Origin of the sequence: Faecalibacterium sp., assembly GCF_052358865.1 — a bacterium.
GTDB classification, from domain to species: domain Bacteria; phylum Bacillota; class Clostridia; order Oscillospirales; family Ruminococcaceae; genus Faecalibacterium; species Faecalibacterium butyricigenerans.
This window is the reverse complement of record NZ_DAWCVJ010000027.1, coordinates 19,589-31,161: the sequence shown is the minus strand read 5'-3', so window position 1 is coordinate 31,161 and position 11,573 is coordinate 19,589. Positions and strand designations below refer to the sequence as shown.

Genomic DNA, 11,573 nt, shown 5'->3' with positions numbered 1-11,573 from the left:
AGCGCATCCGCCGCGGCGACCCCCTCGAGATCTTCACCACCGGCGAGGGCGAGGTCATCTTCAAGAAGTATTCCCCGGTGGGGGAGCTGCACGGGGTGGCGGTGCAGTATGTGGAGGTGCTGAGCCGAAGCTTTGCCCTTACGGCCTTCGTGGCCGACCGCGACCGCATCCTTGCCGCCGCAGGGGCAGGTCGGCGCGACCTTGCCGACCGCAGTGTCAGCCAGCCGCTGGAACGGGTGATGGAGTCCCGCAAGCCCTACCTCAGCGAGGGCGACCCGGAGCACGTCCTGCTGCCCTGTGAGGGTTCGCTGCGGCCTCTGCTCTGCGCGTGGCCCATCATCGCGGCGGGGGATGTCACCGGGGTTGTCGGGCTGCTGGCCGAGGATCGCGCCCAGCAGCCTGACCCCGCCCAGCAGAAGGCCGTGGCCGTGGCGGCAGCGTTTCTGGCAAAGCAGATGGAGGAGTGAACATTATTATAATAGGAGCGTCTGCGGTTCGGCAGGCGTTCCCTTTTTTGTTTATGACAGAATTATGAATCTTTATAAACTTTTTCGAGAAGCTATTGACAGGGAAAAAATTTTGGCTATAATGGTCTTAGCACTCAGGAAGATGGAGTGCTAAAGAAACAAAAGCCAAGAAGGAGGCAGGCGCTATGACGATGGATGCACGCAAGCAGCGAGTCTTGCAGGCGATCGTGGCGCTGTATGGCCTCGAGGGCGAGCCTGTGGGCAGCAGTGTGCTGGCAAACTATTTTGATATGGCCGTGTCCAGCGCCACGCTGCGCAACGAAATGGCGGCGCTGACCAAGCTGGGTCTGCTGGAGCAGCCCCACACCAGCGCGGGCCGTGTCCCCAGTGCCAAGGGCTACCGTTATTATCTCGACAATCTGCTGACCGACGACCAGCCGCTGGATCGCGTGACCCGCGCCCGGGTGGAGGCCGTCTTCGCCAGCCTTGACCATGAGCCGGAAAAGCTGGCACAGGGTGCCGCCAAGGCGCTGGCCGCCATCAGCGGCTGCACCGCTGCGGTCAGCACCCCCTGCGCCGAAGACCTCTGCGTCGCCCACTACGAAGTCGTTCAGGTGGGCCGCAGCGCGGCGGCTGTGCTGGCCGTCACGACGGCAGGCTACGTCCGCACCCGTGTGGCGCGGGTCCGCACCGGGCTTTCCCGGGAGAATGCCGCTGCGCTGGCCGCGCTGCTCAACCGCAACCTGACCTTCGTTGCGCCGGTGGATCTTTCGAGCCGGCTGCTCGCCGAGCTGTGCAGCCAGATCGACCCGGAGCTTGTGCCGGTCATCAGCGCCGCAGCCGCGATTTTGCAGGACTCCGCACAGCCCCATGTATTCTTGGGCGGTGAGCAGCACCTGCTGGACTGGCCTCAGCTGGAGGGCAGGGTGGGCGACATCCTCACCTTGCTGAACGACGAGGAGCAGGCCGCCCACATCATCGCACCCCCGGCAGAGCGCAGTGAGAGCGTGCTGCTGGGCGAGGATCTGGAGCCTCAGATTCCCGGCCTGTGCATCGTCAGCGACCGCTACCTTGTGGGCGGCGGGCTGTGGGGCACGGTGGCCCTCATCGGGCCGACCCGGATGCCCTTCCAGAAGCTGATGCCGCTGCTCCACCTCTTCGCCGATGAGCTTGGCGAGGGTATGAGCGGCAAACGAAAAGACACCCCGCAGATGGCCGCACCCCGGCGGACTGTGATATATAAGGAGGATCTGGAATGAGCGAAGAGACGAAGAAGACGGCAGAGGCTCCCGAGCAGGAAGCGAAGGAGACCGAAGCCGCACCTCAGGAAGCGCCCGAGACCGCCGCAGCCCCCGAGCAGGAGGCCGAGGCAGAACCGGCAGACGCCAAGAAGAAAGATGGCTGGTTCAACAAGAAGGCCCGCGAGATGGACGCCGTGAAGGCGAAGCTCGATACGGCCGAGAAGAATGCCGCACAGGCAAAAGACCAGCTGCTGCGGATGGCAGCGGAGTACGAGAACTACCGCAAGCGCTCCACCCGCGAGGCTGACCAGAAGTTCAACGATGGTGTGTCCTTTGCCGTGAATCAGATCATCCCCATCCTTGACACGCTGGAGATGGCGGCCAACGCTCCCACCACCGATGAGAATTACAAGAAGGGCGTCATCATGACGCTGGATAAGGCTGCCAAGGCGCTGGATACCCTCCATGTGGAGGAGATCGAGGCGCTGGGCAAGCCCTTCGACCCCAATATCATGAACGCCGTCCAGCAGATCCCCGCCCCGGACGGGCAGGAGAGCGGCACCGTCATCACGGTGTACCAGAAGGGCTACAAGCTGGGCGACAAGATCGTCCGCCACGCGACCGTCGTGGTGGCCGAGTGACATCGCAGAGACCCGCAAGGGTTTTGAAGATAAGACATCCGCTTCACACATCGAGCATGAGATAAACAAGTTCTTTTGAGAGGAGACTTCATTTATGAGCAAAATCATTGGTATTGACCTTGGTACTACGAATAGCTGCGTGGCTGTCATGGAGGGCGGCGAGCCTGTCGTCATCGCAAACTCTGAGGGCGCACGCACCACCCCGTCTGTTGTTGGCTTCACCAAGACCGGCGACCGTCTGGTCGGTCAGGTCGCAAAGCGTCAGGCCATCACTAACCCTGAGAACACCGTGTCCTCCATCAAGCGTCAGATGGGCACCGACCACAAGGTGACCCTGAACGGCAAGGAGTACACCCCCCAGCAGATCAGCGCGATGATCCTGCAGAAGCTGAAGGCTGACGCCGAGGCTTATCTGGGCGAGCCTGTCACCGAGGCCGTCATCACCGTTCCTGCCTACTTCAACGACAGCCAGCGTCAGGCCACCAAGGACGCAGGCACCATCGCCGGCCTGAACGTCAAGCGTATCATCAACGAGCCGACCGCCGCTTCTCTGGCCTACGGCATTGATAAGGAAGATGACCAGAAGATCATGGTCTACGATCTGGGCGGCGGCACCTTCGATGTCTCCATCATCGAGATGGGCGACGGCGTCACCGAAGTTCTGGCCACCAACGGCGACACCCATCTGGGCGGCGACGACTTCGACCAGCGCATCATCGACTGGATGGCAGACGCCTTCCAGACCGAGAACGGCATCGACCTGCGCAAGGATAAGATGGCCGCTCAGCGCCTGAAGGAGGCTGCCGAGAAGGCAAAGATCGAGCTGTCCAGCGCAATGAGCACCCAGATCAACCTGCCCTTCATCACCGCCGACGCGACCGGCCCCAAGCACCTCGATATGACCCTGACCCGCGCAAAGTTCAACGAGCTGACGGCGGATCTGGTCGATCGCACCATGACCCCTGTCCGCAAGGCTCTGCAGGATGCAGGCCTGCGCGCATCGGACCTGAAGAAGGTCCTGATGGTCGGCGGCTCCACCCGTATCCCCGCCGTCTACGATGCAGTCAAGAAAGAGCTGAACTGCGAGCCGTTCAAGGGCATCAACCCCGATGAGTGCGTGGCTGTCGGTGCTGCCATTCAGGGCGGCGTCCTGCAGGGCGACGTCAAGGGTCTGCTGCTGCTGGATGTCACTCCTCTGAGCCTCGGCATCGAGACTCTGGGCGGCGTCTGCACCAAGATCATCGAGCGCAACACCACCATCCCCACCCACAAGAGCCAGGTCTTCTCGACTGCTGCGGACAACCAGCCCTCGGTTGAGATCAACGTCCTGCAGGGCGAGCGTGAGTTCGCACGGGACAACAAGAGCCTCGGCGTCTTCCATCTGGACGGCATCGCTCCGGCTCCCCGCGGCGTGCCTCAGATCGAAGTCACCTTCGATATTGATGCAAACGGCATCGTGAAGGTCAGCGCAAAGGATCTGGGCACCGGCAAGGAGCAGAACATCACCATCACTGCTTCGACCAATATGTCCAAGGACGACATCGACAAGGCTGTGAAGGAAGCAGAGCAGTTTGCTGCCGACGATAAGAAGAAGCGCGAGGAAGTGGACATCCGCAACGGCGCCGACCAGATGGTCTTCCAGACGGAGAAGATGCTGAAGGAGAACGGCGACAAGATGCCCGCCGACGTCAAGAGCGAGGCTGAGGCAAAGCTGGCCGAGCTGAAGACCGCTGTCCAGTCCGGTTCCATCGACGACATCAAGGCAAAGCAGGATGCTCTGAGCCATGTCTTTGAGAAGATGTATCAGGCTGCCGCTGCTGCCCAGCAGGCCGCAGGCGCACAGCCCGGCCCCGACGCTGGCGCAAACGACCAGCAGAAGCCGAACGATGACGGCGTTGTGGACGCAGACTTCAAGGAAGTCTGATCTGAGACACAGCAGTGTGTGCCCGGCCAAACCGGCGGACGCACGCGTAGAATAGCAAAAGCCGCTCCGGTTTTGCCGGGGCGGCTCTTGCTGGTTATAGAGGACCTCTCAGTCTCGCTGCACGGGAAACAGCAGCGCGCTGCTGGAACAGGGAGGTTGCTGCTACATGAGAGGTGATTGGATTATGGCACAGGAGAAACGTGATTACTACGAAGTGCTGGGTGTATCCAAGACGGCCACCGATGCGGAGATCAAGAAGGCTTACCGCAAGCTGGCCATGAAGTACCACCCGGACTACAACCCCGGCGACAAGGAAGCCGAGGAAAAGTTCAAGGAGATCAACGAGGCGAACGAGGTGCTCTCCGATGAGAAGAAGCGCCAGCTCTACGACCAGTACGGCTTTGCCGGGGTCGACCCCAACTATGCGGCCCAGAACGGCGGCGGCCCGGGCGGCTTCGGCGGCGGTTTCGGCGGCGACGGTGTGGACTTGGGCGACATCTTCGGCGACATCTTTGGCGGCGGTTTCGGCGGCTTTGGCGGCTCGGCCCGCTCCGCAAACCCCAACGCCCCCCGCAAGGGTCAGGACATCCGGGTGCGCATCACCCTGAGCTTTGACGAGGCGGTGCATGGCTGCAAGAAGAACATCACCATCACCCGTCAGCAGGAGTGTACCGAGTGCCACGGCAGCGGCTGCGCTGCCGGCAGCAGCCCTGAGACCTGCCCCGACTGCGGCGGCAGAGGCTTCGTCATCCGTCAGCAGCGCACGCCCTTCGGTGTCATGCAGACCCAGCAGCCCTGCTCCCGCTGCGGCGGCAAGGGCAAGCTGGTCAAGAACCCCTGCAAGAGCTGCCACGGCAGTGGCAAGACCGCAGCAAAGAAGACGCTGGAGGTGTCCATCCCCATGGGCATCGACGACGATCAGAGCTTTGCACTGCGGGGCATGGGCGACGCCGGTGCCAACGGCGGCCCCGCCGGTGACGTCATCGTGATGGTCACGGTCCGTCCCAGCGAGGTGTTCCAGCGCGACGGCTACGACGTCTACGTCATCGTCCCCATCACCTACAGTCAGGCGGTTCTGGGCGACAGCATCACCGTGCCTTCGATCGACGGCAAGGTGGAGGTCACTGTGCCTGAGGGTACCCAGAGCGGCACCACCTTCCGCCTGCGGGGCAAGGGCATCCAGTACCTGAATGGCCGGGGCCGGGGCGATATGTACGTCAGGTGCGAGGTCGAGATCCCCAAGAAACTCAGCAAGACCCAGCGCGACGCCCTGAAGAAGTTCGAGGGCACTCTGAAAGAAGAGAACTATGAAAAGCGCAAGGGCTTCTTCAAGAAGCTGAAGGATATGTTCCAGTAAAACGTAAAAAGAGGGCGGGTGCCCTTCCCCATCGGGAAGAGCACCCGCCTTTGTTGTTCTTTGGAGTCTCCTGACTTATCAGCTGAAGATGACAAGCGCGTTGATCAAGAGGCCGACGCCCGTGAAGCAGCTGGACACCGTCCAGAAGGTGCAGCCGAGGCCGTAGAATGCATTGGCGACGCTCTTATCCATATAACGGGTCAGAGCATCCGGGCCAGTGCTGGTCCAGTCCTTCGGATGAGACTTCCGGTAGTCGCGCACACCGGCGACACCGGCGAACCATCCGTAGAACGGGATAAAAACAGCAGCAGCTGCCTGAACGATGTTGGCACCACCAGAGGTATAGGTCATTTCCTCTTCGTTCATCACGCAATAGGAAGCGGGAAGCATCATGATGTTTTCCATAGTAGCACTCCTTTACGAACAATATCCCAAAACGATGCACAGTGCATCGTTTTTTCAAGAGAGAGGCGAAGCTTCCGGAACGCCGCGGGGGAAGCTTACAGGATGAGCAGGATGGCGCTCAGGGGGGCAAGAGCGATGACCGTACCGGCGGCCACCGTGTCACGCAGGAAGTTGGAGGGGGACTTGGACATATCCTCGCTGAGGGCGTCGGACGCACGGCCCAGCACGGTGAAGAGGTTGCCCTTGCGGTTGCTGGAAACGCTGAGCCAATCCTTGGCCTGCGAGATGCCCCAGACATAGCTGGAAGCCAGAACAGCGACGCCCACGACGGTGACGACACCGCCCACAGCGCTGCCGCCGGAGGTGTAGGTCATCTCATCTTCGGAAAGGGCGGTATAACCAGCGGGAAGCTCCATATATTTCTTCATAGGTGAAACACTCCTTTTGTATCAGCAGGCGGTACACCGCCTGAATTTCCCTCAGACAGAACCATATTCTCTGTCAGCATCATTCTACTACAAGGCCGTGTTTTGTGCAAGTGTTTTGGCTAGAAACGACAAAAACCCGGGAAAATGCATGAAAAACAGCCCTGAAGTTTGTGGAAAAGCACTGCAATAATTTCCAGCATCAGCCTGCGGCACCAGCCCGGTAGAGGTAGGGGTCGCTCTTGAAGCTGTCGAAGCTGTAGAGCACGAGGATCTGGTCATAGCCGTTGTCCGCGATGAGCTGGTCGAGGCCGTAGTTGTAGTTGCGGAAGTCCACCACGTCGATGTCGGTATAGTTGGCCGTCAGGTAGGGCACGAAGCAGTTGGCGTAGCTGTCCTTGATGACCAAAATTCGACCGCGCCCGGTGCCGTCGCCCTTGATGCGGCTCAGGCCGTTGTTGCCGTGGAGGAACATGGCGTACTTGTCGTAGACGGAAAGCTTGTCCGTGTCGTAGAGGCCGGTGGTCTCGCCCTCGGCGGGCTGGCCCGGGGCGGTGACGGTGTAGATGGTCAGGGCGTTGGGCAGGTCGTAGTAGGTGATGGTGTCCGGCTCGGCGTCGGGCGTCCGGGCCTTGGAGTAGTGGGTGCCGTAGAAGCCCTCTGCCGTCCGGGCTGTATGGGCCGAGGGGTCAAAGGGCGTAAGGCCCAGTGCGGTGCAGAGCTGCTGGTAGGCGTAGTATGCGCCGGTGCTCGTCCAGTGGTGGTCGGTGCGGTAGTAGATATATTCGCCCTTGTGGTCGGCGAGGGTCTGCCGCACGTCCACAAACCGGCCCCCGGCGGTCTGCACGGCCTCCGAGAGAGCGTCGAGATAACGGTCCTCGTCCAGCAGGGGAGCGCCTGCGGGGACGTTCTCAGGGTAGACAGCGGACGCCGCAGGCACCAGCATCACATTGACGAGGCCCGGGTACCGCTGGCAGAGGGCTTCAAGGGCGGCTGTATTCTTGGGCAGGGTGCGCGTCTCGCTGGAGACCAGACCGTAGGTGCGGGGGAACATCATATGCTCTTTGCCCAGCAGGATGCCGCCGCTCTGCTCCTTCTGCATCACCTTGGTCTCTACGGTGCTTTGGAGGGCGACCCAGTTGTCGCGGCCCGCCACCTGATCCTTGACGTACTTGGTGTAGGCCGTGAAGAACTTGTTCAGGCCGTCTGCCGAGAAGCTGGACAGGCTGGGCCGCTGGGAGAGGGTGGTGTTTTCCAGCTCACTATAGGCCCTGTCCGGGGTGATGAGGTCGAGGGCGAACAGCCCCACGAAAAACAGGCTGAATGCGAGCAGCACCGGGTAACGGAAGATGGAAGCAGAGCGCTTCGAATGTTTCGCCATCGTTTGCGCCTCCTCTTAGAAGTTGAAATACAGGAACGGGCTGTTGGTGCTGCCCACGACATAGGCCATCGAGATGGTCAGGAGGGCCAGAATGGTCAGCGCCTTGGTGACGGCATGGCGGGAAAGCAGGTCCCACAGCTTTTCGATGAGCGGGGTGCAGCAGAGGACAGAGACCGCCAGCAGCACGCCGTAGTTGCGCAGGAAGTAAAGGGGCATCACGCCGCCGGAGGGGATAAAGAGCTTTTGGAACAGCAGCCCGAACTCCACGCCCGCGTCGTTGCCCACGAACATGGCCCAGCCCACCACCACGAGGAAGAGGGTATAGAGATGGGGCCAGACCCTGCCCTTCTTCAGATAGGGCAGCAGGAAGAGCTTTTCCAGAGCCAGCAGCACGAAATAGTATAAGCCCCAGCAGATGAAGTTCCAGTTCGCGCCGTGCCAGATGCCCGTGAGCAGCTCGACGACGAAGAGGTTGAAGATCTGACGCCGGAGGCCCTTCCGGTTGCCGCCGAGGGGGATATAGACATACTCCCGGAACCAGCCCGAGAGGGTCATGTGCCAGCGCCGCCAGAACTCGGTGATGGAGGCGGAGATATAAGGGTAGTTGAAGTTCTGGGGAAAGTCGAAGCCCAGCATCTTGCCCATGCCGATGCCCATCATGGAGTAGCCGGAAAAGTCGAAATAGAGCTGTAAGGAGTAGGCGATGACGCCCAGCCAGACCAGCGGAGTGGAGGCGTTGGCAAGGCCCACGAAGGAGACGGAGGGGCCGTCCGCCACCCCGATGATGTCGGTCCAGAGGGCGCCGACGGCGTCGGCCAGCAGGACTTTCTTCGCCAGGCCGAAGGTGAAGAGGGTCATGCCCTCCTCGATCTGCTTTAAGTTATAGCGGCCTTTGTAGACGTGGAGGCGGTCGGAGACGTCCCGGTACTTGACGATGGGGCCTGCGATGAGCTGGGGGAACATGACGACGTAAGCGCCGAAGTCGATGATGTTGTGCTCGGTCTTCACGTCCCGGCGGTAGACGTCGATGGTGTAGGAGAGGGTCTGGAAGGTGTAGAAGCTGATGCCCAGCGGCAGCACGCTGATGCCCGGGATGGCCGCAAAGCTGGTGCCGAAGAGGGCGTTGAGGCTGCTGAGCACAAAGTTTGCATACTTGAAGTAGAAGAGCATCCCGAGGCTGCCCGCCAGTGCGATGAGCAGCAGGACGAGGCGGGCCGTCCGGTTCCGGTCGAAGCGCTCAAGCCCGAGGCCGCAGAGGTAGTTGATAAGGATGAGGGCCAGCATGACCGGGAAAAACCGCACCTCGCCCCAGCAGTAGAACACGAGGCTGCATAGGAAGAGGACGGTGTTTTTGAGCTTCGGGGGCGCGAGGTAATAGAGCGCCAGCGTAATGGGCAGAAAGCGCAGCAGAAAGATGATGGTGCTGAAGACCACGGCGTCAGTCTCCTTTCGGACTTCCCCCGGTGGGGGGAGCGGACAGCGCCGGGAGGCGCTGCGTGAGAGGTTTTACCAAAGCGAAAAAGGCCGATGCCGCTGCGGCACCGGCCCGGAAGCGCTTTTTTACTTGCCCAGAACGCCGTTGACAGCGCTGGTCAGGTCGGCAGAGCAGCCGTTGGAGGCAATGACCATCACCACGAGGTCGTCGCTGCCGTCGATGATGGCATTCTCCACGTTGGCCTGTGCCTCCGCGAACTCGGCGTAGTTGCCGTAGAAGGCCACCTGATCCTGCTGGTAGGTCTTGAGGGTGTCCATGACATCCTGTGCCTTGCCTGCCGCGGGCTGGATGGCCAGCACGAGGCCGGCGTCGCCGTTGTCGTTGCTCTTGATGCCCTTGTAGCTGGTGACATCGTCGGCCTTCAGGCCGAAGTCGTACTCGATGTTCATGGCCGTGATCTCAAACTGGTTGGAGATGGGGTTCGTTTCCAGCAGGGCGTCCACGGCAGAGGCCACGGCGTCGGAAGCGCCGTTCTCCTCGGCGGAGACGGAAGCAGCAGGCTCAGAGGCGCTCTGGCTGGCAGCCCCGGAGGAGGCTGCGGAGGAGGCCGCAGAGGATGCAGAAGAGGCAGAGCCGCCGCAGCCTGTCAGCAGGACACAGCCCGCAGCCAGCGCAGCAGCAGAAAAGACGAGTTTCAGACGAATATTCATAGAAGATTTCCCTCTTTTGTCGTTAAATTTCCAAGGCCCGGCCGCACCGAAAAACGTCGGCCCAAGACCCTTATCAGTCTATCATAACGAGGTTCGGATTGCAAACGAACTGCAAGATTTTTAACCTTTTCTTCACCGGTCGGGTCAGCCTTCGGCCGCGATGTCCCGCAGCGTCTGGATATACTCCTCGAAGCAGAGGCCGCTGGTGTTGATCCGGGCCGCATTTTCGACGCCGACATACCGCCAGTGCCACGGCTCGTAGATGATCTCGGTCTTGTCCTCGGCGTCTTTCGGGTAGCGGAGGATGAAGCCGTAGTCCCCGGCGTGTGCACAGAGCCAGCGGAAAGCGGCGGTGTTCTCGAAGCCCTCGTCCAACCCGGTGTGCTCGGGGCTGTTCAGGTCGGCGGCGAGGCCGCAGTTGTGCTCGGAGTAGCCCGGAGGGTTGACGACGGCTGCGGCCTTTTCCTTGGCAGCGGCGTTGTCATAGCCCTTGTTGAGGTAGTACTGGGTCTTTTTCTCGTAGAGGCTGGTCTGGTACTTGACGCTGCGGTAGCCGCTCTGCATCCAGACGGTGACGCCGTCGGCGGCTGCGGCCTTCTGCATGGCGAGGAAGGCGTCGCAGGCCGCCGTCTGGAGAGTCTTGTTCACGGCGGTGGCAGAGCCGCACTCCTTGGTGTCAAAGGTGTAGTCGTCCGGCATCTTGTTGGTGTGATTCACCAGCACCATCAGCGGGTCGGCCAGCAGGGCGCGGGCCTCGTCGGCGGTGAGGCCGAGGGCGTTGGAGGGGGCGGTGTTCTCGGGGACGCTGGACGCTGCGGCCTCCTGCGGGGCGCTCTGCGCCGGGAGAGGGGCCGCAGACGCCGCCGAGGCGCTGGGGATGGCGGCGCGGCGGGTGAGCAGGAAGGAGACGCCGCCCGCGGCGACGCAGAGCATCAGGGTAAGCCCGGCCACCCGGCGGATGGCACGTCTGCGCCTGCGGCGGCGCAGCTCAGCGCGAGTGAGGCGTCGGCGCTGAGGATGAGGAGTGGAGGGATTCATAAAAGACCTTCTTTCCGGTTGGGTGTGTATATTTTTCCACAGGGGAGGACATCCTATTCCCGGGAGGCGAACAGGATGAAAATGTCGGCTGAGGAATACGGGCGCAGGGTGCGCCGGGTCGGCCCGCCCTCGCCGCTGGGCAGAGACTGCCTTTGGGCGTTCTGCGTGGGCGGCGGCATCTGCCTGCTGGGCGAGGTGCTGCGGGGGTGGTATCTGACCATGGGGCTGGACAAGGAGCTGGCCGGCACCCTCACCAGCTGCACGCTGGTGGTGCTGTCGGCCCTGCTGACGACGCTGGGCCTCTACCAGAAGCTGGCCGCCAAGGCGGGCGCGGGCACCCTCGTGCCCATCACAGGCTTCGCCAACGCGGTGGTCAGTGCGGCCATCGAGTTCAAGACCGAGGGCCGGGTGCTGGGCACCGGCGCGAAGATGTTCCTCATCGCCGGGCCGGTCATCGTCTACGGCACGCTGGCGGCGGTGCTCTACGGCAGCGTCTGCTGGCTGCTTGGATAAAACAGCTCTCTGTCCAGAATACGCAGGAGAGGGTGC

At 61.8% G+C, this 11,573-nt stretch carries 12 protein-coding genes; 6 read left to right on the top strand and 6 right to left on the bottom strand.

What is annotated here, in order from left to right; genetic code table 11:
* The 5 genes from ACT8X9_RS06325 to dnaJ all read left to right on the top strand — a co-directional run.
* On the top strand, positions 1-467 hold a 467-nt coding region (locus ACT8X9_RS06325), incomplete at its 5' end, for a stage V sporulation T C-terminal domain-containing protein (RefSeq protein WP_444268469.1).
* A gap of 185 nt (positions 468-652) precedes the next feature.
* Entirely contained in the window at positions 653-1,726 is a 1,074-nt protein-coding gene (gene hrcA, locus ACT8X9_RS06320; RefSeq protein ID WP_227621389.1) for a heat-inducible transcriptional repressor HrcA, read from the top strand.
* Complete coding sequence (locus ACT8X9_RS06315) at positions 1,723-2,349, top strand: nucleotide exchange factor GrpE (RefSeq protein WP_412590588.1); 627 nt, start codon at positions 1,723-1,725, stop codon at positions 2,347-2,349. Before hrcA ends, ACT8X9_RS06315 begins: the two co-directional genes overlap by 4 nt.
* Positions 2,350-2,443: 94 nt before the next feature.
* A complete protein-coding gene (gene dnaK / locus ACT8X9_RS06310; RefSeq protein ID WP_227621391.1) occupies positions 2,444-4,273 on the top strand; it encodes a molecular chaperone DnaK in 1,830 nt (609 codons plus the stop codon).
* A gap of 184 nt (positions 4,274-4,457) precedes the next feature.
* The gene (gene dnaJ / locus ACT8X9_RS06305; protein ID WP_227621392.1) at positions 4,458-5,630 is read left to right on the top strand and encodes a molecular chaperone DnaJ; all 1,173 of its coding nucleotides are present in this window, start codon (positions 4,458-4,460) and stop codon (positions 5,628-5,630) included.
* Between the two features lie 78 nt (positions 5,631-5,708).
* On the opposite strand, the gene ACT8X9_RS06300 is transcribed toward dnaJ, so the two are convergent.
* The 6 genes from ACT8X9_RS06300 to ACT8X9_RS06275 all read right to left on the bottom strand — a co-directional run bounded on the left by ACT8X9_RS06300 (position 5,709) and on the right by ACT8X9_RS06275 (position 11,024).
* Positions 5,709-6,035, bottom strand: coding sequence for a hypothetical protein (locus ACT8X9_RS06300; protein WP_227621393.1), 327 nt, complete (start codon positions 6,033-6,035; stop codon positions 5,709-5,711).
* Positions 6,036-6,130: 95 nt separating this feature from the next.
* The gene (locus ACT8X9_RS06295) at positions 6,131-6,463 is read right to left on the bottom strand and encodes a hypothetical protein (protein WP_227621394.1); all 333 of its coding nucleotides are present in this window, start codon (positions 6,461-6,463) and stop codon (positions 6,131-6,133) included.
* A 199-nt stretch (positions 6,464-6,662) separates the two neighbouring features.
* Positions 6,663-7,841, bottom strand: a complete 1,179-nt coding sequence (locus ACT8X9_RS06290) for a DHHW family protein (protein WP_444268468.1) — start codon at positions 7,839-7,841, stop codon at positions 6,663-6,665.
* A gap of 15 nt (positions 7,842-7,856) precedes the next feature.
* Positions 7,857-9,275 (bottom strand): MBOAT family O-acyltransferase, encoded by a 1,419-nt coding sequence (locus ACT8X9_RS06285; RefSeq protein ID WP_444268467.1) that lies wholly within the window; start codon positions 9,273-9,275, stop codon positions 7,857-7,859.
* Between the two features lie 126 nt (positions 9,276-9,401).
* Positions 9,402-9,986 (bottom strand): DUF4358 domain-containing protein, encoded by a 585-nt coding sequence (locus ACT8X9_RS06280; protein ID WP_444268466.1) that lies wholly within the window; start codon positions 9,984-9,986, stop codon positions 9,402-9,404.
* Positions 9,987-10,130: 144 nt separating this feature from the next.
* Positions 10,131-11,024 carry a M15 family metallopeptidase gene (locus tag ACT8X9_RS06275; protein ID WP_444268465.1) on the bottom strand — a complete coding sequence of 298 codons (894 nt, stop codon included), beginning with the start codon at positions 11,022-11,024 and terminating at the stop codon, positions 10,131-10,133.
* A gap of 75 nt (positions 11,025-11,099) precedes the next feature.
* Here ACT8X9_RS06275 and ACT8X9_RS06270 point away from each other — a divergent pair, with 75 nt between their 5' ends.
* The gene (locus ACT8X9_RS06270; RefSeq protein ID WP_227621399.1) at positions 11,100-11,537 is read left to right on the top strand and encodes a SpoVA/SpoVAEb family sporulation membrane protein; all 438 of its coding nucleotides are present in this window, start codon (positions 11,100-11,102) and stop codon (positions 11,535-11,537) included.
* Positions 11,538-11,573 lie beyond the last annotated feature (36 nt).

Coding starts and splice junctions, on each gene's coding strand:
- ACT8X9_RS06270 (WP_227621399.1), top strand. CDS start 11,100: ATGAAAATGTCGGCTGAGGAATACGGGCGCAGGGTGCGCCGGGTCGGC.
- dnaJ (WP_227621392.1), top strand. CDS start 4,458: ATGGCACAGGAGAAACGTGATTACTACGAAGTGCTGGGTGTATCCAAG.
- hrcA (WP_227621389.1), top strand. CDS start 653: ATGACGATGGATGCACGCAAGCAGCGAGTCTTGCAGGCGATCGTGGCG.
- ACT8X9_RS06300 (WP_227621393.1), bottom strand. CDS start 6,035: ATGGAAAACATCATGATGCTTCCCGCTTCCTATTGCGTGATGAACGAA.
- ACT8X9_RS06280 (WP_444268466.1), bottom strand. CDS start 9,986: ATGAATATTCGTCTGAAACTCGTCTTTTCTGCTGCTGCGCTGGCTGCG.
- ACT8X9_RS06290 (WP_444268468.1), bottom strand. CDS start 7,841: ATGGCGAAACATTCGAAGCGCTCTGCTTCCATCTTCCGTTACCCGGTG.
- ACT8X9_RS06295 (WP_227621394.1), bottom strand. CDS start 6,463: ATGAAGAAATATATGGAGCTTCCCGCTGGTTATACCGCCCTTTCCGAA.
- ACT8X9_RS06315 (WP_412590588.1), top strand. CDS start 1,723: ATGAGCGAAGAGACGAAGAAGACGGCAGAGGCTCCCGAGCAGGAAGCG.
- ACT8X9_RS06275 (WP_444268465.1), bottom strand. CDS start 11,024: ATGAATCCCTCCACTCCTCATCCTCAGCGCCGACGCCTCACTCGCGCT.
- dnaK (WP_227621391.1), top strand. CDS start 2,444: ATGAGCAAAATCATTGGTATTGACCTTGGTACTACGAATAGCTGCGTG.